The sequence below is a fragment of the Chitinophagales bacterium genome, assembly GCA_013816805.1.
Taxonomy (GTDB): Bacteria; Bacteroidota; Bacteroidia; order Chitinophagales; family UBA10324; genus MGR-bin340.
On record JACDDS010000010.1, the window covers coordinates 116702 to 139509 of the forward strand.

The following is a 22808-nucleotide window of genomic DNA, read 5'->3' on the forward strand; positions in this document are numbered from 1 at the left end:
ATTCCTTTGGTGTGCTTACTCATTCACGAATTAGTGACAGTAACATTTCCGATTGAGCTGGCTTTATCAGTTCTTACCATTTTCATGTTGCTGTTGATGTCCGTATTTGTTACCGGGTCGGAACACGCTTTATTTTCACTTACATCGGGTGAACTGGAAGAAATGGAAAATAAAGCTCCCAGAACCTCCCGTCACATTCAGCATTTAATTGCCCGGCCACGCCGTTTGCTGATGCTTATCCGCGTGTTGCAAACAATAGTGAATGTTGGCATCCTGTTTTTTACTTTTAGAATAGGTGTTTTGCCACTTGACAATTTAGTGGTGGAATGGTTCGGTTATTTCTTTGAGCTGGTATTGCTTATAATTGTCTTACTTGTGTTTGAGGAAATTATACCCAAGGTCTTTGCAGGACGTAATAATATTTTATGGTCGAAAATAATGGCGGGGCCTTTATTTTACTTAGGCCAGGTTTTATATCCCGTAACCGAATTATTGATCAATGCATCCTATTTTGTCGAGAAGAAATTTGCGCGCCCTGATGAAGGACGCCAGGAAGAAGTAATGGAAAAGCAGGAAGAGCAGTTAATGGAAGATAGCGACCAGCACGATCTTCCCATTCTAAAAGGAATTCTGAAATTCGGCACCATTACCATTCGTCAAATTATGAAACCCCGAATTGATATGAACGGGGTAGATGAAAAATTATCTTTTCAGCAACTCTTAAAAACAGTTCGGGAAACACGTTATTCACGTTTGCCCGTCTATCGAAAAACCTTGGATGAGATAGTTGGTATCTTATATTCAAAAGACCTGTTGAACCTTCTCGATAATGAAAAACAAAACTGGCAGTCTCTAATCCGGACGGCTTACTTTGTACCTGAAGGCAAAAAAATTTCAGAACTGCTTACGGAACTTCAGAAAAATCAAACTCACATTTCCATTGTGGTTGATGAGTATGGGCGAACAGCGGGATTGGTAACCCTTGAAGATATTGTAGAAGAAATTATCGGTGAAATCAGAGATGAAACAGATGAGCGCATTGAACTGGAGTATGTACAGGTTGATAAGAATAATTTTGTATTTGAGGGCAAAACATCCATCAGCGATTTTTGCCATGTTATGAATATACCGGAAAATTTTTTTGATGAGGTTAAAAGTGAAAGTGACTCTCTCGGCGGGCTGTTGCTGGAAATCCAGGGTAATATTCCTCAGCCAAATGAGGTTATAGAATATGAAAACTTTTTGTTCACTGTTTTATCTCTTGAAAATTATAGAATTCAAAAGGTGAAGGTAACGAGGTCAGAAATTTATTCTGCAGGTACTGTAAACAATTAAGTGATTTTCAATATGGAAATGCAGGCTTCAGCGAATTACGGCATTTTCAAAGTTGTGAATTACACTATAACTTTTTTTATTATTGTTTTGAATTTAGCAGGATGTCGTTCGGATTATTCTCCAAAGCCCCGGGGATATTTTAAAATTGCTTTACCCCAACGCGGCTATCAGCACTTTAATAATAGTGAATGTCCTTTTAGTTTTGATTACCCTAAATATGGGAAGATAAACCGCGATACTATTTTTTTTGATACCATTCCTGATAATCCCTGCTGGCTGAATATTTCATTCCCATTACTTAATGGAAATTTATATTTAAGCTATAAACGGATTGGCGGAAAAAATAGCCTTGATCGGCTCATTAACGATTCCCATGAGCTAACCTATAAACATACGGTGAAGGCAGACTATATTAATGAAAATTTACTTTCTACACCAAACCATGTACATGGCATTCTGTATGAAGTAGGTGGTAACGCGGCATCGGAAATTCAATTCTTCGTTACTGACAGCGTGGAGCATTTTCTAAGGGGATCCCTTTATTTTTATAATACTCCAAATGCAGACTCGATTGCTCCTGCAGTTAATTTTTTAAAGCCCGATATTATTGAGTTGATAAGAACATTGAGGTGGAAAGAATCAGACAATGAGTGATCAGGCTTCCACCAGTTCCTGTGCTGCATTAATCAGTGCCTTTCTTTTTTTATAATTGTACCAAACATCAGGTACTGTTTTCTTCATCAGTGTATCAATGTGACGCATGCCTACAAGGTTTACGATCCCCTGCATTTTTGTAGTGATACTTTCCATAGCACGAAGGGAAAGGGCCAGTCCACTTTCAATATATTCCATATGGTGCCAGTAACCACCAGGCATAAATAAAGTATCTCCGTGGTCCAGCACCAATTCATAGCCTGATAAATATTTTAATGCCGGGAAGTGTGCTTCATCAAGACCGTTATAATATTTTTCAAAATTAACAAGACTCTGTACCGTAAAGGGCAAATGATACAAGCGGTTTCTCTGATCAGGTTTGAAAAGTAATACCCGTTTGCTGCCAAGAAATTGCGTATGAAAAATATGAGATAGATCCATATCGAAATGCATGTGGGTAACTGAACCTGCGCCACCGGTAAAAAGCATTGGATATTTTTTGAGAAAGCCGCCCGTTAACTCCTCCGGATACAAAAAATCCTGAATAAGCTCAGGAGCCCGGGATAAAATATTGAAAAGGAAAATACGCAGTCCTGCAGGGTCTGATTTAATCTTATCCAAATAAGACCCGAATTTCATAACTCCATCTGGTTTGTTTACCGGAGTATACGGATCTGATTTCTCGTTATTATAAACTGCAACATCGTGCCCGCCCACTTTACTTTTTATATATTCAAAGGTCCACTTTTCATAAGCGGGCCATTTTTTTGCAAGGTCTTTAATGATTACAGGGCGGTTGGGTACTAAATATTTACTATTGAAATCTTCACAGGAAATGGACAATACGGTATCAATGGGTTCCAGTATCATGGCACAAAGTTGAAATAATTTTGTATTTAAGTCGCCATGTTAACTTATTGTATTTGTTAAATGGAAGTTAAAATAACCCAAAAAAATCTCGCTATGTAGGCTTAAATATTAGAATTACCATCCATTTCTTCAAACCATCCTGCAGTTCCTCCTTCCAGAAAGTATGCATTCTTAAATCCGAGATCTCTCAAAAGCTGTGCAGCACTTTGTGATCGTTGGTTTCCATGGTTACAGATTGTTACAATAGTTTTTGATTTCGAATCTTCATCATCGATTGTTGATTTTAATTCTTCTGCTGAGAGGTTTAAAGCTTCAGGCACATGATGCTTATCATATTCCTCTTTAGAGCGAACATCAACTAATTGAACATTCGGTTCTTTTCCTGTCAGCATATCTTTTATCTCCTTCAAACTGATGGAAGTCTTTGGAGCATTCATAATTGTCTTCATGTAATTGAGGAAAAAATAGTTATTGAATAATGGTGCTTATCGTAATCTCAAGAACTTCATTCACTTTTTTATTTCCCTACGACATGTTGCTGATAATTTCATCTCCAAATTCTGAACATTTTAGGAGCGAAGCACCTTCCATAAGCCGATGAAAATCATAGGTTACACGTTTCAGTTCAATTGATTTCTCCAATCCTTTGTAAATGAGGTCTGCTGCTTCCTGCCATCCAAGGTACTCAAACATCATAGCGCCGGAGAGAATAACTGAGCCAGGATTTACTTTATCCTGGTTGGCATACTTAGGTGCTGTGCCATGGGTAGCCTCAAAAATGGCGTGTCCGGTAATGTAGTTGATATTTGCCCCGGGAGCTATTCCTATCCCTCCTACCTGAGCTGCAAGAGCATCTGAAAGATAATCACCATTCAGGTTCAATGTTGCTATCAAATCAAAGTCTTCCGGGCGGGTGAGCACCTGCTGAAGGGTAATGTCTGCAATGGCATCTTTAATTAAAACCTTGCCGGAAGCAAGTGCAGCTTTTTGCTCAGCATTGGCACTACCCTCATCCTGTAATTTTTTCGTGCGCTCCCATTGCATCCAGGTATAAGTTTGATCAGGATATTTCTCCATTGCCAGTTGATATCCCCAGTCACGAAATGCACCTTCCGTGAATTTCATGATATTTCCTTTATGTACTAATGTTATAGATTTTCTTTTATGGCGAATAGCGTATTCAATTGCTGCCATAATTAATCGCTGTGATCCAATTTTCGATACAGGCTTAATACCAATACCAACAGCCGTTTCCGGATTGTCTTTACTCTTTGCGAGTTTCAGAAATTCTTTACCGCGTTTCTTATCGCTAAAGCGAATTTTGGTATATTCTGCCGGAAAACTTTTTTTCAAAAATTTCAGGATTTTTTCAGCTTCAGGAGTACCTGCTGCGTATTCGATACCTGCATAAATATCTTCCGTGTTTTCACGAAATATCACCATGTCAACCAATTCAGGATGCTTCACGGGTGAAGGCACTCCGTCGAAGTATCTGACAGGTCTTAAGCAAACATAGAGATCAAGAATTTGCCTAAGTGCCACGTTTAATGATCGTATTCCTCCACCCACCGGGGTGGTTAAGGGACCCTTTATTCCTACCAGGTATTCTTTAAATGCGTCCAGGGTAGCATCAGGCAGCCAACTCCCACTTTGATTAAACGATTTTTCTCCCGCTAATACTTCTTTCCATACAATTTTTCTTTTGTTTTTATAAGCATTAGCAACCGCAGCGTCAAATACACGCACAGAGGCCCGCCAAATATCGGGGCCTGTTCCATCGCCTTCAATAAAAGGTATAACAGGGTCATTGGGAACTTTGATCTTTCCCCGACTCATTACTATTGTATTTCCTTCCATATTGATTTTTCGTTTTAAAAAGATTAAAGATAGGAGGATAAATGTTTAATTACTTTCTGGTAAGAGTATATAAACGTTTTAATACTACGACTGATTGGCTGGGGTTAGCTTAAAATTGAGGTAATATTGGTAAAAATGAATTTCCACCTTTATAATAGTAAGATACTTTCTGATAGCTGAAGGCTGATCTCTGAAAGTTCTTCTCAATCTTTTACTACCAGCTTAAATCCCACGCTGTGTATATTATCAATAGAAATTTTGGAATCGTCCCTAAGATATTTTCGCAACCGCGATATAAATACATCGAGCGACCTGCCCAGGTAATAATCATCAGCACCCCATATCTGTTTCAATAATTCCTCCCGGGGTATCACTTCATTTTGCTTCATACACAGCCAGCGTAACACTTCCGCTTCCCGCATTGTAAGTGTAATTTCTTTTCTGTCAATCCCTAAAGTAAGATTGGAGAAATCAAAATTATACTGACCTACCGTAAATTTCAATTTGGTTTGCTGATCGCTTTTACTGATTTTACTTCTTTTAAGAAAAACTTCAATTTTAAAGATCAGTTCATCTATACTGAATGGCTTGGTAACGTAGTCATCAGCCCCAATTCTAAATCCTGCTATTTTGTCTTCTAGCATTGATTTGGCTGTAATGAAAATGATTGGGATGTTAAAATTTTTACTTCTTATTTTTTGAGCCAGAGAAATTCCATCTAGTTTTGGCAGCATAATATCCAGCAAGCAGAGATCCACCTTTTCCTTTTCAAAGATCTCCCAGCCTGCTAGTCCGTCCACACAATGCCTTACTCTAAAACCCCGGGTTTCAAGATTATCCTTCGTTACAAATCCAAGGTTAATATCGTCTTCCACTAATAGCAGATTCGGCTTTACTTCTTGCATCACTTGAATTAATTTTTATGCAAGGTATAAAAATGGAAAAATTACTGCCATGGTTTTTCTCGCTTTCCAGTTTCATTTTCCAGTTATGGGCATTTATTACAAGCCTCAGGTAATGCAGTCCTAATCCAAACCCTTTCACATTGTGGATATTGCCGGTTGGTACTCTGAAAAATTTATCAAATACTTTCTGCTGAAACTCCTGTGAAATGCCAATACCATTATCTTTTACAGAAAAAATAATTTCACCGTTTTCATTCAGTGTTTGAATATTAATTTCAGGCATGTCCTCAGTATACTTAACTGCGTTATCCAGCAGGTTATATATAATATTAGTAAGGTGAACACGATCTGCCATAATCATGTGGTCGCAGGCATCAAGATGATAGAGGATTCTTCCCTGGTTATCGTCCAGCTTTAGACTGAAGTTGGGAATTACTTCACTAATAAGCTCGTGCAGATTAATTTCTTCGAGGTGCAGTTCTATTTTGTCACGTTCAATCTTCGCCATCTGAAGCAATTTATCGACCTGATTTCTTAACCGGTTTACTTCACTGCTGATGATGTTTGCATAGTTCCGAAGTCTTTCAGGCTGCAATATAATGTCGGGTTTGCTTAAGACCTCGGATGAAATGGCAATGGTAGAAATGGGTGTCTTAAACTCATGTGCCATATTGTTTATAAAATCCTTCTGCATTTCTACCACACGGAATTGTTTCAGGATAACAAAAATGGTATAGAAAAAGAAGAAAACGACGATGAGCAGAATGAATGATGAAAAGATCCAGATGGTCATTTTTACCCCTATGTATGAAGAACGTTTAGGAAAAGATACGATGGCATAATACGCTTCGTTTTTAAATATGGGAAGATCTGTGCTTACACTGTAGAGCCGGTCCCGTTCATGGAGATCTACATTGCGCCTGAATACGGGTGTATCATTAGCAACTGAAAAAACGGAGTAATTAAAATCCACATCAAGATTCGGATAGGAAAGCTCAGTACGTAAATAAAATTCAAGCACATTGCAATCTATCTGGTCGTTGATGTTTAGCTGAAAATTACGCGGGGAGATTTTTCGTATTACATCCAGTGTGGCAATAGTATTGGTGGAAGAATAATCTATTTGCTCCACTACGCGGCGCAATGAAAGTGCTACTGCATCATCGAAATTGGCCTCCTTTACTTGTAAGGCCTTCTGCACCCAAAATATCTGCGTTATCAAAGCCCCGGTAATACAGATTCCACCAAGGATAAGCACAAAGCGGAGCGGTGACTTTTTCATGCATTACAAAGGTATTATTTCGCCACCAGGATATATGGAGCGTCGAGTGACTTGCATTCTTAAAGCAGAAATTGTCAAGCATCCCAATTATTGCTGGGAAAGAAATTCGGCGTTTATAGTTATGGTAACATCCTGACCTGCTACAGCACCACCTGCCTCAATCATTTTATTCCACTTGAGGTTATAATCAAAGCGGTTAATGATGGTTGTAGCCTTAAACCCCACATGTGTTCCGCGCTGATCTTTTACTGATCCGCCATAGGTTACATCAAAAGTTACAGGCTTAGTAACATCGCGTATCGTTAGATTTCCCAACAGCTGATATTTTTTATCGCTTACCTTATTGATGGACGTGCTCTTAAAAGTCATTTGCGAAAATTGCTGTGCATTAAAAAAATCATCAGACTTCAGATGGTTATCCCGCATCTCATTATTAGTGCTTAGGCTACTTACATCGACATTAAAATTAACCTGGGCATCGGTAAAATCAGGTTTGGAAGAAATAAAAGTTCCATCGAAGGATTTGAATTCACCTTCCATTTCATTGATCATCATATGCTCAACTGTAAATTTCACCTTTGAATGTGCTTTATCGAGAGTCCATTGAGTTTGAGCGAAAACAGTAATATGCATAATGGATATTAAAATAATGACAAGAAGTTTTTTCATTTGTTGAAAGGGGTGTTTAAAAAATTTGGAATAAGATTTCGAACAAAGAAACAAAATATAAGTTCCTCTAAACGTGATAAGAAGTCTATGGTGGCATTATAATATAAATGATTCGCATTTTATTTTGATAGGTCAATCCTTCACCATAGACTCGGGGAAGTTTGCCATAATAACCAGCAAGTTGTTTTTTACCGAAGTTTTTTCTCTTATAACGTTTGAATAAACCAGATTTGACTTTATTGAACGGAATTTTTTTCTTATTCCAAAATCATAGCTTATCGCCATAAACAAAGCAGAAGTTTATAGAGCAGTTTGACAACGATTCATTCCGCATTATAATCGATATCGTATTTTGTGAAAAAGCATTTTATAATTGAATATCGCAACTCAATTAATTGCATTATGGCTTCCCCAAATTAATAACATAAATAAAAGCTTAAAAAAAAACCGCCCCCAACTAGAGGCGGCTTAAATTTTTTTTATGTTAACCCAACTAATTCTTCTCAAACCTCAAAACCTGCTTGTGTAAAGCATCCTGAGAAGTGATATTGATTAAATACATTCCCTTAGCGAGCTGTGAGACATCTTCACTCCAGCCGGAAGTACCTGCAGGATAGACCTTTGTCATTATTGTTTTTCCGGTTACATCCGTAAGTACAATCTGTAAAGACTGATCGGAAACTCCTGATAATTGAATCTGAACCTGACTGTTTGCCGGATTTGGAAAAAGAGAGGCACTCCAAAGGTTTAAAGCGGCACTGGACTTTGCCTGTGGCGCATTACCAACTGTAACTTTCACTACACGCACAGAGTAATCACCGTTATTCACATACTCATGAGCGCACCAGAAGGTAGTGTTATCAGAAGGATCGATACAGGAAGAAGAATAATCGCCCCATCTGCCTCCGCTATAACCGGTAGTAGCAGTAGTGGTAAATTGCGGAGCCGAAGTGCTGCCTGCGCCATCAGAAGAAAAATGCGCGGCCACGGTTCCTTGCTCAAATGTTGTGCTGCTGGAAGATGAACAGGAAATGATTGCATCGCCATTGTTATTCATGCTGATAGTACCCATCCAATAATATTTAGGTGCAGTTGCAGCAGCATCGAATAATGTTCCTGATTGAAGAAGCACCGGTGATGTAGTAAGATTTCCGATTTGATACCACCTTACTGCATCGCGATTGCCGGATCCAATGCCGACTCCACTGCTGTTTACTAAAATGGAATGAGAACACCAGAGTGAAGAAGCACCTGTGTTTACATCTTTATGAATAGTTGCCAACAATAATCTTGCATCTATCGCATCCATAGATGAACCGTTTTTATTTGGAACATCATTAGGGAAGGCAGTGGATGGCACCGTGAGATTCATTCCCGGTGAGAGCGTAGCAGTTGATCCCGATATAATAACGCGGTGTGCAACAAGCAAACCGTTTTGATTATAGTCGATGCCCACAAAGTATCCTTCTGTAGCAGCAGGATCGTCATTTGACACACCCTGCGGAGTATAGATACCACCGGTAGATGCACTCCCTATATTCCTAAATGCAAATACTTTTAAAACACCCTTATATAATTTATTTTTCTTAATTACGAAAACGGTCGAATGCTCATTGGAATTAAACATGTTGCAACCGATATATAAAGCATTTGCATCAACGCCAAGTGTTTCATAATCTGCAAAAAGTCCGGCATCACCAGCCGGAGCTACTGTATTCTGTGCAAATTGAAATAAGGTAAAGCTGGAAGTTCCCGTAATGGCAGAGCCTGAACTTACGGCGATCAGTATGCGATTATTGGTGGAAGCAATGGTAATGCTTGAAATGATCCATCTGCCTTTTATTGCATCATAACGCACCCGGGGATCCACGGCATTTGATGAACCGCGCACAGAGGCAAAGAATACATCGGCATCAAAGTCATATTGCATGGTACCAGCCTTATCAAAAACACGAATACGGCCATTAACTGTTACCACTAATTGAGTAGGCCCGCATGCCATCATTGGATCCGGAGGAATCCAGCCTTGTGAAATATTAGAATGGTTAACTGCATTGAAGCTGGTACCTATTGTAAAAGAACCGGGTGTCACCTTTGTTTGATCCTGATAATCAGGATTCCGGTAAGACGCTACGCGCGGTGATTCAGGGTTATCATATTTTTGGTGAACAATTTCCTTTTCATTTGTTTCCTGCCGCCGGTCTTTTTGTTTTTGCAACAAATTATTTTCTTCCATATACTGTTGTTTACTGATAATTTGATTTACACCCATAGTAATGCCATTATCACCACTCCAGAATGTTCCACTGATTTCTTTATTGTAGTTTGACTGCTGGGCATAACTTCTGAAAGAGAGAATAAGAAAACCCACAGGCAGTAACAGCCAAAGCCATCTGCTCGTGCGGGCTGACCATGGTTGGGTAGTCGACTTTTGCATAAGATTTAGTTTAGAAGGTAAACCTAATAATTAATACTAACATTAAAAGAGTAATTAATAACATATTGACAGCAGGTTTTCTAAAATCACCAAAATCTTTCAACGTATTTAATGGTTATACAATAAAAAAGGTCTTACAGAATTTCAGATTCCGTAAGACCTTTAGCTAGTGTTTAATCTAATCGATTACTATTTTTTTTACCTCAGTATTATTTCCGATTTGAATTTGAATCATGTAAGCTCCGCTGTTTAATCCTTCCCGGTTAAAATTCAGCTGGTGAGTTCCTTCATTCTCATTACGATTCCAGATTGTTTTTACATTTTTTCCGGATAAATCCAGGATTTGAATGCTCACCAGTGAAGGCTCATCCAATGTATAATTAAGAGTGGCGGTAGATTGAATCGGATTTGGAAAAATATCTAAAGAGCTTAGAGCTGCCAATTCTTCCTCTTTTGTGACAGCTTTTGGGGTCAGCGTCCAGGTGTTGGTATAAACATGGTCACCCTGTGGTTTTATATCTCCGTTAGCCTCTACCCCGTCCAGATAAAAGGTAACATTCCCAACGTTTGTTGATGGCGCTTTCCAGTTAAAGGTCCAGGTGTTCAATGGTGTTGCATCGTAATCCGTTACATAAACTCTGCCCGTTCGCGCATCAGTTTGAATCAGCGTATTTGAGGGATCGATCAATGAGGGTTTTCCTGCCGGGTTATTTGAAGCATCTAAAGAAGTGGTTTCAAAGCTGTAATGGATTTCACTTGGATCTATTGCAGTAACGGTTATTTTATAAGTTTTGCCTAATACATATTTATTATTCCTGCCATCATAAGAAATATCAATAGAGCCCGGTCCTCCGTTTAGCGGCGTTCCTGAGTGGCAAACAATACAAGTATTTTCACCTGGTGCTCCACTTGTTGCTTTTGGCGGGTAAGGCTTGATAACCCGTAAAGTATTACTGGTAAAAAATATGAAGGAAGTTAAAAGAATTACAATTGTAAAGAGCTGTTTCATGGTCTTAATTTTTGATTGTAAATTAAAGCTATAGGTTTTAAAGGACAAACAAAAAATTAAGTGAGGATTAAGCTTCTTCATTATTTCAACAATAGAATTGTCAAAAAATTATAAAAGGACACTGCAAACTCTATATCATTTTGTTACTTCTCCTGAATCTTCCTTCTCGTTTTCTTCAGGATTATGGGTATACCTCCAGCCGCAGCGCTTTCGCCATTCCGTGCGAAATTTTTCACGTTCCTCTGGCGTCATATTTTTTAGTTTTTCTTCCATCTTTTGTTTCCAATATCCTCCTTTTTCTTTACCATTAGATCCGCCATAATACTTTCCAGCGTGAATCCATCCCCCGCGGCCAAATCCAAATAATAATTTTGTAAGAACCAACACACCAAGGGCCTGCCAGAAATTGATCATCCCAAGGTTAAAAATTGCAGGCATTAACCAGTTCCAGAGCGTCATCAACAAAAAGCTCATCAGGGTTCCTGTAAGTAAAAACAGGGCTACCATTTTTATTGCTTTCTGTATCCACCACCGTTTCATATTGTAAGTTTTAAAGGTTTATTAGTTCATTATATAAGATCTGAAGTCTTTCACGCAAATGCAGTACTGCATATCGTTTCCTGGAAAGCAGCGTATTTACCGGTGTTCCTGTTTGCGCAGCAATATCTTTAAAGCTTTTACCCTCCAGCTCATGCAGAACAAATACTTCTTTTTGTTCGGACGGTAATGTGTCAAGGGAAGCATTCAGCGTATCCCAGATAAGGGAACGCATATATTGAGATTCCGGCGAATCCGAATGGTCTTGTATGATTTCATCGAGAAAATAATTGGAATACGTTTCATCACCGTCTTCATTAGCGCTTACCGGTATCAGGCTTGAAAAGGTGTTTGCTTTTTTCTTTCTGTAAAGGTCTGTTATCTTATTTCGGGCCACTGTAAATAACCATGCAGTTACTTTTTCGATGGGCTCCATCATGCGATAGGTATTCACAAACTGGTAAAAGACATCCTGCAGTATATCTTCCGCATCTTCTTCGCTTTTCACGCGTTGCCGGATAAAATCCAGGAGACGTTTGCGCTCTTTACGAACTGTATCCTGAATTTCTTTATTCTGCGTTGCAGTCATCATTAGATCTAGGGTCATTGCTTCATTCGTCTGCCGGATAGACGTAAGATGATGAAATATATTCTAAAATGGCACAAACAGCAGGTGTAAACGGTGCGTTGTTATAGTTCATAAAAAAATGAAATTAGCATACAATGTGCTTTCAACCCGGTAATTTTAAAAATGTGAAATAAATCAGCAGCGGCAAACTCTGAATTCGTATTAATCCTGACTACTTTAGCCCGATGAAGAAAACAAGTATTTCTTATAAGGCTACCGGATATTTTAGTAAACCGGTAATTGATTATCTTGAAAATGCTGAGGCCATTCATCCTTTTTTTCAATATGTTCCTGAAATTTCATCTGTTCTTCAGGCAATACAAAACAGAAACTCTTTTCCAACAAACAGAAAGGTACTTGCTGATGTATTGAACGTGCAACATGCAACTATTAAGGGCCGTTTTCCCACTGATTACATTTTTCAAAATATTGAGTCACTTAATCAAAGCAACACCTTTACAGTCACCACAGCACATCAACCAAATTTGTTTCTTGGTCCGCTATACCTGATCTATAAAATTATAAGCACCATCAATCTTAGCCGAAAACTGAACACTGAATACCCGGATTACCACTTTGTTCCGGTATATTGGATGGGAAGTGAAGATCATGATAAAGAAGAATTAAATCACATTTACCTTTTTGGGAAAACATTGACCTGGAATACTGATCAGCAGGGCGCTTTTGGAAGAATGAAAACGCAATCTTTATCAGTGCTGATCAATGAATTAGAATTGATACTCGGAAATTATGAAGAGGCAAAGAACTGTATTACCCTTTTACGAGAATGCTATTTACAGGAAGATACTATTGCGGCGGCAACAAAAAGATTCATTTATCATTTTTTTGCTGCAGATGGTTTATTAATCATTGATGGCGATGATCCCAACCTGAAAAAATTATTTATTCCTGTTGCTGAGAGAGAGCTATTTTCCCAGATTTCATTTCGCTTAATTAATGAAAGCTTAGAGCAGTTTACCCGGAATTATATCTCACAAATCCATCCCCGCGAAATCAATCTGTTCTTTCTTGAAAATAATATCCGCGAGCGGATTGTTAAAGAAAACAATCAATGGAAAATTTTAAACACAGAACTAAGTTTCACCGAAGATGAAATGAAAGGGTTGCTTTTTTCCTTTCCTGAGAAATTCAGCCCTAATGTTGTATTGCGGCCCGTTTACCAGGAAATGGTACTACCTGATATTGCTTTTCTGGGAGGGGGTGCAGAAATAACTTATTGGATGCAGTTAAAATCATTATTCAGTTTCCTTAATATACCATTTCCTATGATCCTGCTCCGGAATTCGGTTCTGTGGATCGAAAAAATCAGTAGCGCGAAAATGGGCAAACTGTCAATTGCTGATCCCGAACTTTTTCTACCGGCAGAAGCTCTTATAAAAAAATATATTGATGAGCAGTCGGGTGAACTCATCTCTCTTAAAAAAGAACAGGAAGCGCTGAATAATATTATGGATCAGGCGATCGAAAAATCAATAGAAATTGACCAATCGCTGAAGGGAGCATTTGAAGCTGAAAGAGTGAAAATGATAAAGGCACTTACAATGCTGGAAGAGAAATTGAGACGCGCCACCAAAAAAAAAGAAGAAGTTGCCATACAACAGATTCAATCGCTGAAGGGCAAGTTGTTTCCTAACAACGAATTGCAGGAACGCCACGAGAACTTTTTATCTTTTTATATGAAGTACGGGAATCAATTTTTTGAAGAGTTGAAATCAAATCTTAATCCGCTTGAAAGAAAGTTTACCATTTTATCGGAAGAATAATGCAGGTTCTTAAATAATTTGCATCAACATCAAAATACTATTATCGTATTGTTTTATCCCGAAAAATATTCCATGACTACTTATGAAAAAAATGCAGCTGAAGAATTGCAACGCTGGGAAAAACAAATGTTGAGAAGGTCCTCCACTCTAAACAGAGCAGCGAAAAACTTACAGAATAAGATCAATAAAATAATTCCTGAAAAGGTACACCGCGCGGTCACAAAAGCAATAAAAGAAACGGTACGGGTTGTTCTTTTCGGGGCAAAATTTACTACCCGTAAACTGTTAAAAGACTACACTCTGGAAGCCAGGGAACTTTTGGCACAGGAGCGCATCGGTTTTTATAAAAAAACTGCCGCTTTTGAAGGGGGTGTTACCGGAGCGGCAGGCTTCCTTGCTTCTCTTGCTGATTTTCCCATACTGCTTACTCTCAAAATAAAGCTGTTATTTGATATTGCGGCCTTATACGGCTACTCTGTAAAGGATTACCGCGAACGGCTATATATATTGTATATTTTTCAACTAGCATTTTCCAGTCGCGAGCACAGCAGGGCTATTTTTATAAAGATTAAAAACTGGACTAACGAGGCAAATCAGCTTCCGGCCGATATCCACGAGTTTGACTGGCGCAGCTTTCAGCAGGAATATCGTGACTACATTGATATTGCCAAGCTGGCTCAATTCATACCTTTTATAGGCGCGGCGGTTGGAGCAATAGTAAATTATAATTTGGTTAATAAACTGGGCCGAACAGCTATAAATGCTTATCGCCTCAGGTATTTTGATGGTTTGGCATTTCAAACTTCCATTAAGAATTAATCTATAATTAAGCTTCAACCCGTTAGTTCAAGATGGTAATTATTTTAAAACAAAAGGGTTGACAATTCGCCAACCCTTCCGCTAGTGTTTTACACTTATCTTAATTTTTCATCCACTTTACATTCCGGGTAGTTCCTGTCTCGTCTGTTATACTGAAAATATACATTCCCTTGTTCCATTGCTGAACCTCTAACGTAAAAGCTTTAGAGCCTGGTACCACTGCTGAGTGCACTATATGACCAACCATATCAGAAATATTTATGTTAACAGTGCCTTTGTAATCTATCAGGTTCGCAGTAATACTGCTCGTTGCAGGATTAGGATAAACAAATAATTTATGGTTTCCTGTGCTGTTACCTATTGTCGATTCAGCATTCTTCCGACCCACTATATTAACTGTATAATCTTCCACTTCACCACGACTAAATATTTCACATGGCGTTGCAAAAGTTTGATATTTCATAGAAACTCTCATGCGTGTGGGTCCAAGCGTAGCTGTAACAGGTATGCCAATGTTATGAGTTTCCCACCCGATCTGGCTTGACTTGTAGCTTACCACCTTTTCACCTGCATCATCAAAATCCCCATCGTGGTTGTAATCGATCCATACATCCCATCCTTCTGTGAATGTGCCACCGGCCATACCGGCGCTTAAAGTAATATCATTACTTGAACCTAAAGCAAGATCAGCACTTAAATAAGTGTAATCTGCATATCCGTTATCACTTTCAGACTGGCTTGAAATTCCATTTAACAGCACGATATCGATCCATTCTTTAGTAGCACTCTGTCCTTTTGAAGCGCAGTAACCCGTTCCCAAGGTAACGAACTGCTGGTTAGCAGAAAATCCCGTTGGCCCGCTGTTACAAACTGCTTCCACTTGAACGTCGTAGTTGGTGCCGGGAAATAATCCCGTGATAGTATATTGTGTCTGATCGGTAGATATTTGAGTCCACTGGGATGTAGTGCTCGTTTTATACCTAACGTGGTAGACAATTGCATTGTCTACAGTATCCCAGGTAATGGTGCTGCCATCCTGTGTAATATTGGTGACTGCTATATTAACAGGGACTGAACAAGATGCGTTGCCGGTATTATCAAGATAATGAACGGTAATGGAACTCACAGAACCTATCACAAATAAGCTATGATCAGTTCCGGTAACAAGGCTTACGCCCTTATTTCCGTCAGAAATAGTATCAATAAGAGCTGTCCACTCAAGGGTACCATTAGGCTTATATTTCACAGTTACCATCTGCTCCGCTCCTAAATTGGACCCACCCGGAAAAGGACCGCCGAGACCAGTAATGAAAATATTGTTACTGCTGTCCACCACCATTCTTGATGGGAATTCATCATTATTGCTGGTTTTATCATATCGCTTCATCCATTTTAATGTTCCTTTCAAGTTAAACTTTGCAGTAATCCAGTCTACGTAAAACGATATGCCTCCTACAGATTGGTTGCCATCTCCAATAACGATTAAGTTTTGGTCGGGTGTAAATTCAATTTGAGTAGGAATTTCTCCTCCCTGAAAATCATATGCTTTCACAAAAATTAAAACGCCGTTTTTATCGTATTTGTAGATACCAAAATCATTGGTAGTATTAGGTCCTACGGCATTGTAAATATCGGTGATCACATAGGCTTTGTGCGTATTGTCGAAAGCAATATCCTGTCCGCCATCGCCTGCAGCCACGGCAATCCACTTTGAATTTCCGTCAGTATCCAATACCCACGTGCTTGCATTTGCGTTGGCATAAAGTGTGTGTCCTTCTAGGCCTAAAAATTTATCTTTTAAGCGGATATTGGACACATAAAAGAAGGAACTGTTGTTATTAAAAGACTGCACTTTTGTCCATAGTACAATTCCTGCAGAAGAAACCTTTACGGCTACAAAACCCGAAGTACCATTTATATTACCACCGGAACCGATATATACATTGCCGGAACCATCCATTTGGGCCGTTACTTTTGTGCGGTTGGCACTGTTATTAAAGAAAGTGAAAGTTCCATTTACATCAGTTTCATAAAGGAAATTGCCACTTGGATCATACTTAATAACAACGAGAGCCACTGCGAACGGACCTTCCTCGAGAGATGAATACTGATACCCTACAATGACAGGATTTCCCTGGGGATCGACAAATACGCGAACGGCATTTTGGCCATTAGATAGATTACTGGAAGCTCTTGTAATTTCCCATTGAAAATTACCAAAGCGGTCACGCTTGGTCATGTGAATAAGGCCGTCACCGGAACCAAGAGCATAACTATTATTTGAAGTATCGCGGTCTATCCAGATGCCGCTTGCGGTGCTGGTTCTAAGCCAGTCAATGGAGACGCCTGCCATTGAATTGCTGAATGTAAATACTAAAATAGAAATTAGAGTGATTAAATTTTTCATTGGCATTATGGATTATGGTTAACAATCATAGAAGAAATTTCCGTTAAAAAGAATGGCGAAAATATCTTAGGTATAGCCGCGGGAAAAATGTTTATGTATGAACGGGAATAAATGATGAATGAATGAGATAGAGTATCTATTATACGTGCGAAACTTTTTCAACACCTGACTTAAATTATTTCTACATTGGTTAAGGCGACATTAAGGTTATCTTCATACACCCGCATCTTGCAGAATCATTCATTTCGCTTTACATTTGACCGCTGTTCAAAATAGCACAAACAATGGCTGAAGTAGACCTGATTATGCCGAAAATGGGAGAAAGTATTATGGAAGCCACGATTTTAAAATGGTTAAAAAAGGAGGGTGATTCAGTTGCAATAGATGAACCCATATTGGAAATTGCTACCGATAAAGTAGATTCCGAGGTGCCATCTACGCATTCCGGTACCATTTCAAAGATTCTATACCAGATTAATGATGTAATACCTGTCGGTAAAACAATTGCAATTATACAGACAGAAGGAAATATGGCAGTTAAACCTGTAGTTGCTGATTCTCGAATCCAACAAATTTCAGATCCGGAAATTAAGGTTCCTTTTGTTCCTAAACCAGAAATAAGGCCAGTTGTAACAGAGGCAAGGTTCTACTCTCCGCTGGTTTTAAATATAGCCCGCAGTGAAGGAATTGCAATGAATGAGCTGGAAGCCATTCCGGGTACCGGAGAAGGTGGCCGTGTGACGAAAAAAGATATTTTAAATTTTGTAAAAAGCCGGGGCCAGGAGGAAGAAGAAACCAAACAAGAATCACCTCCCGTAAAACTTCCTGATGAAACCTTTAAAGGACCAGCGGTTTCAACCAGTGGCAATACGGAGATTATTGAAATGGACAGAATGCGCAGGCTGATAGCCGATCATATGGTAATGAGCAAGCGCACATCACCCCATGTAACCTCTTTTGTAGAAGCAGATGTTACTCATCTTGTATTGTGGAGAGAAAGGATTAAGAATGCTTTTGAGAAACGGGAAGGGGAAAAGATCACCTTTACCCCCCTGTTTATTGAGGCAATAGTTAAGGCAATTAAGGAATTTCCAATGGTAAATGCCTCAGTTGATGGCACAAAAATGATCCGTAAAAAAGATATCAATATAGGCATGGCAGCAGCTACGCCTTCAGGAAATTTAATTGTGCCCGTAATAAAGAATGCTGATACAAAAAATTTAGTTGGCCTTACAAAAGAAGTTAATGATCTCGCCCGCCGTGCACGAAATGCTCAGCTGAAGCCGCATGAAATAGAAGGCGGAACTTTTACCATTACCAATGTGGGTACCTTTGGAAATGTTATGGGTACTCCAATTATTAATCAGCCGCAGGTAGCAATTATAGCTACAGGTGCAATAAAAAAGAAACCAGCGGTTCTTGAAACAGAAGAAGGAGATGTGATTGCAATCAGGCACATGATGTTCCTCTCTCTTTCTTATGATCACCGTATCGTGGATGGGGCACTCGGAGGGTCCTTTCTTCGAAAAGTAGCAGATTACTTAGAACAGTTCAATCCTAAAAGGGAATATTAATATAGAGAACATAATTACTTGCACCTTTTCTAAACTCGTATTAGAAATTAAAATTTCAAAACCCTAAATCTGAAACCTTAAACTTCAAATTCTTCCATGCAACAATTTTATCTTCCTATTAAAGATTTTCATTCCTATTGGAGATGGCTGGTCCTGGCTTTAGCTGTAATTGTTATAATTAAATACCTTATTGGCTGGTTGAATAAAGGGAAATTTTCACTTGCAGATGATCGCCTTGGCTTATTTTATATGATAAGCATGGACGTACAATTATTGATCGGACTGCTTCTTTATTTTTTTTTAAGCCCCATCACTCAGAGTGCTATTCAATTCGGAGGTTATCAAATGGAGGACGACAATGTTAGGTTTTATGCTATTGAGCATCCGGCAGCTATGGTACTGGCCGTAGTATTTGCTCACGTAGGGAGGGTATTATCAAAGAAGGGCATTAACGATAATGTTAGATTTAAACGGGGAACCATCCTGTTTGCGATTTCGCTTATTATTATGCTTGCAATGATTCCCTGGACTAATCGTTGAGGTAACATTAACCACGCAGCAAGTTTCTGGGCTAATAAAGTTAATTATACAGCTCCCTTATTCCCATATTCCAGAACATAAATGACCAGATGTCAGTCTGCTCATCTATTGTTTTAGACAGTGGTTTTCCTGCTCCATGACCTGCCTGCTTATCAATACGTATCAATACCGGATTATTTCCTGATTGTGCTTCCTGCAGACGCGCGGCAAACTTAAAAGAGTGTCCGGGCACTACCCTGTCGTCATGGTCAGCGGTTGTAATAAGAGTTGGAGGATAATTCACTCCATTTTTAATATTATGGTAGGGCGAATATCCGTACAGGTATTTAAAATATTTAGCACTATCACTAGATCCATAATCATTAACCCACCCCCATCCTACTGTGAATTTTTGAAAGCGCAACATATCCATAACCCCGACCGCCGGGAAACAGACACCAAAGAGATCGGGTCTTTGCGTTTCACAGGCGCCGACTAATAATCCGCCATTGCTTCTGCCCATTATGGCAAGCTTTGATTTTGTAGTGTAATTGTTTTTTTTAAGATATTCTGCAGCTGCAATAAAGTCATCGAAAACATTCTGCTTATTTAATAGTTTTCCGGCATCATGCCATTTATCACCATACTCTCCTCCGCCACGTAAATTAGCAACAGCGAAAATTCCACCATTTTCTAATAAAATGTAATTCGATATGCTGAAGGCTGGAGTGCTGCTTACATCAAATCCACCATATCCGTACAAAAGCGTAAGATGCGAGCCATCTTGTTTCAGGTCCTTTTTATGTGTTAAGAACATGGGAATTTTAGTTCCATCTTTACTGTAGTAAAACACTTGCTCAGTTATGTAATCCTCAGTATTTACTTTCAAATCACTCTTTTTAAATATTTCCGATTTACCTGATGCTATGCTGTACCGGAAAACAGTATTTGGCATGGTGTAAGAAGTAAAATCATAGAAAACTTCCTTATCTTCCCGTAATCCGCTAAATCCTGTTGCGGTACCCAAGCCCGGCATTTTAATTTCATTGTCCAATTTCCCTTCGTAAGTGTACTGATATACATGCGTTATGGCATCTTTTAAATAACCGCCAAACAGTTTGCCTCCTGCTGTGGCATAAAAAGAGGCACGTTCTGGTTTTTCAGCAATAATTTCTTTCCAATTTTTTTTATCCGGACTTTCAGGATCTACAAGAACTACATGATAGTTTTCGGCTCCATCATTTGTCTGAACTAAAAATTTCCCGTTCACATCATCCAAAATGCCGTAATTTTTTGAAAATCCTTTAAAGAGCAGGCGAAAATCTAGTTCATCTTTTGAAAGATCTTTATACCATAATTCAGAACCATCTGTTCCTTCTGAGATATAAATTATAAGAAATTGCTCATCCTCTGTAGTGGCAGCACTGATATAGCGTAAAGGGTGCTCCTTATCCTGATAAATAAGCCGATCAGCAGACTGTGGCTGTCCCATCTTATGATAGAAAACTTTTTGATATTCATTTTTTGCCAGAAGCTCAGTACCTCCCGAAGGAGCGTCGTAGCCACTATAATAAAAGCCATTTCCCTGCCATGCCGCCCCTCCAAACTTCAGCCATTTTAGGGAGTCACCTGTATTCTTCCCGGAAGCTACATCCAGCACATAGGTTGTTTCCCAATCTGAACCTGCCCGGTTTACATGATATGTGCAGTAGCGATGATTCTTAGAAAAAGCATCTATAGTAGTGGTGGCTGTTCCTTCCTTGGATAATTTATTGGGATCCAGAAATATGGTTTCCTTTTTTGTTACTTCATTCTGCATGATAACCTGCGACTGATTCCGTAAGCCATCGTTGTAATTATAAAAAATGTTTTCTCCGTTTATGAATGCGGCTGAGTATTTGGGAAAATTGTAAATCTCAGTTAATCTTTTTCTGATTTTCTCACGAAAAGGAATGCTTTTCAGGTAATTAAATGTGACCGTATTTTCTGAATCCACCCATGCTATTACATCGGCAGCTGTATCGTTTTCCAGCCAGCGGTAAGGATCTGCAACGGTGGTTCCAAAGTAATGGTCTAGCTGGTCTCCTTTTTTCGAGATTGGATATTTCACAACCTGTGCATCTGCAAATAATATTCCCGCTACTAACAGCGTAAATAACAGAGCTATAATTTTAGTCATATATTGAATGTATTGATCTTACAAAGATAAATTTTGAAATGAATAGATTGACAACCCTGTTCCCGAAGGATAAAGCAGTAGCCAGAAATCAATTAGCGTGTACCTTTAAGGGATGAATGAGTCACTATTTAATTCTCAACGGGATATACTTATTTCCTGTGCTCCTTTCATATCTCCATACTTAAAAAGTGAAATAATTTCACTCGGATTCGAAATAAAAGAAGAAGCGCATACTCATCTTATTGTTGAGGGAAATTTTCGGGATACCATTCGGTTAAATATTCATTTAAGAACAGCAAACCGGATATATCTTTTAATAGAAAAATTTGCTGCTCCTACTATAGACCATTTATATACCGAGATAAAAAAAATTGGCTGGGAAGAAATATTGCCTGAAGATGGCTATTTCAGCGTGCATTCAGTAGTGGAACATCCGGAGGTGGAGAACACAATGTTCTTAAATATGAAAGTGAAAGATGCCATTGCAGATCGCTTTCAGGAAGTAATTAAAAAACGACCTGATTCAGGGGCTGAAAAAAACAGATCGGTGATCTTTATTTTCTGGAAAGATAATGAAGCAATGATTTACCTCGATACATCCGGTGAACCATTAACCCGGCATGGATATCGAAAGCTTGCTTCAAAAGCTCCATTACAAGAATCCCTTGCTGCTGCGCTTGTACTATCCAGCCGCTGGAACCGGGAATCAAGTTTTATTAACCCAATGTGCGGTGGAGGTACTTTAGCTATTGAAGCCGCACTGCTTGCAGTCAATAAGCCTCCAGGGCTAATGAGAACCAATTATGGTTTTATGCATGTAAAAAATTATGATCTATCTGTTTTTAATGATGTTGTTAAAGATGCTGAGGAAAAAATTAAAAAAAACACGCAGGTAGAAATTATAGCAACAGACCGCGATGAAAGAGCTCTGTATGCCGCCCGGTTAAATGCAAAAAATGCAGGTGTAGAAGAATTTATCCGTTTTATTAAGTGTGATTTTATGACTACCCCGGTAGGGGGAAATAGCGGTGTGGTAATCTTTAATCCCCCTTATGGAGAGCGCCTCGGTGCAGTCGCAAAGCTGGAAAATACATATGCAGAGATTGGTGATTTTTTTAAAAAAAGATGCAAAGGATATTGGGGATATTTACTGACAGCGAATATGGATCTCGCAAAAAAAATTGGCCTGAAAGCAAAAAGAAAAATTGATTTCTACAATGGCCAGATTAAGTGCAAATTTCTCGAATTTGAACTTTATGAAGGTTCCAGAAAAATAAGTAAATCCCGGAACCACGATCCCTCTTCCGTTGTTGAGCGAAACAATGAAGAGATTTAATCAAATT

At 38.9% G+C, this 22808-nt stretch carries 19 protein-coding genes; 7 read left to right on the top strand and 12 right to left on the bottom strand.

Annotated elements, in window-relative coordinates:
- The first annotated feature begins 33 nt into the window (after positions 1–33).
- Both gldE and gldD read left to right on the top strand, forming a co-directional pair.
- Entirely contained in the window at positions 34–1335 is a 1302-nt protein-coding gene (gene gldE, locus H0W62_10095; protein MBA3648880.1) for a gliding motility-associated protein GldE, read from the top strand.
- Positions 1336–1353: 18 nt separating this feature from the next.
- Positions 1354–1989 carry a gliding motility lipoprotein GldD gene (gldD, locus tag H0W62_10100; GenBank protein ID MBA3648881.1) on the top strand — a complete coding sequence of 212 codons (636 nt, stop codon included), beginning with the start codon at positions 1354–1356 and terminating at the stop codon, positions 1987–1989.
- Here gldD and H0W62_10105 read toward each other — a convergent pair whose 3' ends face one another.
- The 10 genes from H0W62_10105 to H0W62_10150 all read right to left on the bottom strand — a co-directional run bounded on the left by H0W62_10105 (position 1990) and on the right by H0W62_10150 (position 12144).
- Entirely contained in the window at positions 1990–2859 is an 870-nt protein-coding gene (locus tag H0W62_10105) for a cupin-like domain-containing protein (protein MBA3648882.1), read from the bottom strand.
- A 101-nt stretch (positions 2860–2960) separates the two neighbouring features.
- On the bottom strand, positions 2961–3308 hold the full coding sequence (locus tag H0W62_10110; GenBank protein ID MBA3648883.1) for a rhodanese-like domain-containing protein: 348 nt from the start codon (positions 3306–3308) through the stop codon (positions 2961–2963).
- Between the two features lie 76 nt (positions 3309–3384).
- Complete coding sequence (icd, locus tag H0W62_10115; GenBank protein ID MBA3648884.1) at positions 3385–4716, bottom strand: NADP-dependent isocitrate dehydrogenase; 1332 nt, start codon at positions 4714–4716, stop codon at positions 3385–3387.
- 203 nt (positions 4717–4919) lie between these two features.
- Positions 4920–5621, bottom strand: a complete 702-nt coding sequence (locus tag H0W62_10120; GenBank protein ID MBA3648885.1) for a response regulator transcription factor — start codon at positions 5619–5621, stop codon at positions 4920–4922.
- Entirely contained in the window at positions 5575–6903 is a 1329-nt protein-coding gene (locus tag H0W62_10125) for a HAMP domain-containing histidine kinase (GenBank protein MBA3648886.1), read from the bottom strand. Before H0W62_10125 ends, H0W62_10120 begins: the two co-directional genes overlap by 47 nt.
- 87 nt (positions 6904–6990) lie before the next feature.
- Entirely contained in the window at positions 6991–7572 is a 582-nt protein-coding gene (locus H0W62_10130; protein ID MBA3648887.1) for a YceI family protein, read from the bottom strand.
- A 493-nt stretch (positions 7573–8065) separates the two neighbouring features.
- Positions 8066–10009 (bottom strand): T9SS type A sorting domain-containing protein, encoded by a 1944-nt coding sequence (locus H0W62_10135; protein MBA3648888.1) that lies wholly within the window; start codon positions 10007–10009, stop codon positions 8066–8068.
- Between the two features lie 178 nt (positions 10010–10187).
- Entirely contained in the window at positions 10188–11018 is an 831-nt protein-coding gene (locus tag H0W62_10140) for a T9SS type A sorting domain-containing protein (GenBank protein MBA3648889.1), read from the bottom strand.
- Between the two features lie 135 nt (positions 11019–11153).
- Complete coding sequence (locus tag H0W62_10145; GenBank protein MBA3648890.1) at positions 11154–11558, bottom strand: hypothetical protein; 405 nt, start codon at positions 11556–11558, stop codon at positions 11154–11156.
- 10 nt (positions 11559–11568) lie between these two features.
- Positions 11569–12144, bottom strand: coding sequence for a sigma-70 family RNA polymerase sigma factor (locus tag H0W62_10150; protein MBA3648891.1), 576 nt, complete (start codon positions 12142–12144; stop codon positions 11569–11571).
- A 224-nt stretch (positions 12145–12368) separates the two neighbouring features.
- Between H0W62_10150 and bshC the strand changes: the two genes are divergently transcribed.
- Together bshC and H0W62_10160 are read left to right on the top strand one after the other, a co-directional pair.
- Positions 12369–13967, top strand: a complete 1599-nt coding sequence (gene bshC, locus H0W62_10155; protein ID MBA3648892.1) for a bacillithiol biosynthesis cysteine-adding enzyme BshC — start codon at positions 12369–12371, stop codon at positions 13965–13967.
- A gap of 72 nt (positions 13968–14039) precedes the next feature.
- Entirely contained in the window at positions 14040–14786 is a 747-nt protein-coding gene (locus H0W62_10160; protein ID MBA3648893.1) for an EcsC family protein, read from the top strand.
- A 100-nt stretch (positions 14787–14886) separates the two neighbouring features.
- On the opposite strand, the gene H0W62_10165 is transcribed toward H0W62_10160, so the two are convergent.
- Positions 14887–17193: a fibronectin type III domain-containing protein gene (locus H0W62_10165; GenBank protein MBA3648894.1), complete on the bottom strand. Its 2307-nt coding sequence runs from the start codon at positions 17191–17193 to the stop codon at positions 14887–14889.
- A gap of 284 nt (positions 17194–17477) precedes the next feature.
- Between H0W62_10165 and H0W62_10170 the strand changes: the two genes are divergently transcribed.
- Both H0W62_10170 and H0W62_10175 read left to right on the top strand, forming a co-directional pair.
- Positions 17478–18767, top strand: coding sequence for a 2-oxo acid dehydrogenase subunit E2 (locus tag H0W62_10170; protein ID MBA3648895.1), 1290 nt, complete (start codon positions 17478–17480; stop codon positions 18765–18767).
- A 96-nt stretch (positions 18768–18863) separates the two neighbouring features.
- Entirely contained in the window at positions 18864–19307 is a 444-nt protein-coding gene (locus H0W62_10175; GenBank protein ID MBA3648896.1) for a hypothetical protein, read from the top strand.
- A gap of 40 nt (positions 19308–19347) precedes the next feature.
- Here H0W62_10175 and H0W62_10180 read toward each other — a convergent pair whose 3' ends face one another.
- Positions 19348–21465 carry a S9 family peptidase gene (locus H0W62_10180; protein ID MBA3648897.1) on the bottom strand — a complete coding sequence of 706 codons (2118 nt, stop codon included), beginning with the start codon at positions 21463–21465 and terminating at the stop codon, positions 19348–19350.
- Between the two features lie 112 nt (positions 21466–21577).
- Between H0W62_10180 and H0W62_10185 the strand changes: the two genes are divergently transcribed.
- Entirely contained in the window at positions 21578–22801 is a 1224-nt protein-coding gene (locus H0W62_10185; GenBank protein MBA3648898.1) for a methyltransferase, read from the top strand.
- The last annotated feature ends 7 nt before the right edge of the window (positions 22802–22808 follow it).

Excerpts from the sequence above, each read along its gene's own strand:
- gldD (MBA3648881.1), top strand. The coding sequence starts at position 1,354 with ATGCAGGCTTCAGCGAATTACGGCATTTTCAAAGTTGTGAATTACACT.
- H0W62_10105 (MBA3648882.1), bottom strand. The coding sequence starts at position 2,859 with ATGATACTGGAACCCATTGATACCGTATTGTCCATTTCCTGTGAAGAT.
- H0W62_10110 (MBA3648883.1), bottom strand. The coding sequence starts at position 3,308 with ATGAAGACAATTATGAATGCTCCAAAGACTTCCATCAGTTTGAAGGAG.
- icd (MBA3648884.1), bottom strand. The coding sequence starts at position 4,716 with ATGGAAGGAAATACAATAGTAATGAGTCGGGGAAAGATCAAAGTTCCC.
- H0W62_10120 (MBA3648885.1), bottom strand. The coding sequence starts at position 5,621 with ATGCAAGAAGTAAAGCCGAATCTGCTATTAGTGGAAGACGATATTAAC.
- H0W62_10125 (MBA3648886.1), bottom strand. The coding sequence starts at position 6,903 with ATGAAAAAGTCACCGCTCCGCTTTGTGCTTATCCTTGGTGGAATCTGT.
- H0W62_10130 (MBA3648887.1), bottom strand. The coding sequence starts at position 7,572 with ATGAAAAAACTTCTTGTCATTATTTTAATATCCATTATGCATATTACT.
- H0W62_10135 (MBA3648888.1), bottom strand. The coding sequence starts at position 10,009 with ATGCAAAAGTCGACTACCCAACCATGGTCAGCCCGCACGAGCAGATGG.
- H0W62_10140 (MBA3648889.1), bottom strand. The coding sequence starts at position 11,018 with ATGAAACAGCTCTTTACAATTGTAATTCTTTTAACTTCCTTCATATTT.
- H0W62_10145 (MBA3648890.1), bottom strand. The coding sequence starts at position 11,558 with ATGAAACGGTGGTGGATACAGAAAGCAATAAAAATGGTAGCCCTGTTT.
- H0W62_10150 (MBA3648891.1), bottom strand. The coding sequence starts at position 12,144 with ATGACTGCAACGCAGAATAAAGAAATTCAGGATACAGTTCGTAAAGAG.
- bshC (MBA3648892.1), top strand. The coding sequence starts at position 12,369 with ATGAAGAAAACAAGTATTTCTTATAAGGCTACCGGATATTTTAGTAAA.
- H0W62_10160 (MBA3648893.1), top strand. The coding sequence starts at position 14,040 with ATGACTACTTATGAAAAAAATGCAGCTGAAGAATTGCAACGCTGGGAA.
- H0W62_10165 (MBA3648894.1), bottom strand. The coding sequence starts at position 17,193 with ATGAAAAATTTAATCACTCTAATTTCTATTTTAGTATTTACATTCAGC.
- H0W62_10170 (MBA3648895.1), top strand. The coding sequence starts at position 17,478 with ATGGCTGAAGTAGACCTGATTATGCCGAAAATGGGAGAAAGTATTATG.
- H0W62_10175 (MBA3648896.1), top strand. The coding sequence starts at position 18,864 with ATGCAACAATTTTATCTTCCTATTAAAGATTTTCATTCCTATTGGAGA.
- H0W62_10180 (MBA3648897.1), bottom strand. The coding sequence starts at position 21,465 with ATGACTAAAATTATAGCTCTGTTATTTACGCTGTTAGTAGCGGGAATA.
- H0W62_10185 (MBA3648898.1), top strand. The coding sequence starts at position 21,578 with ATGAATGAGTCACTATTTAATTCTCAACGGGATATACTTATTTCCTGT.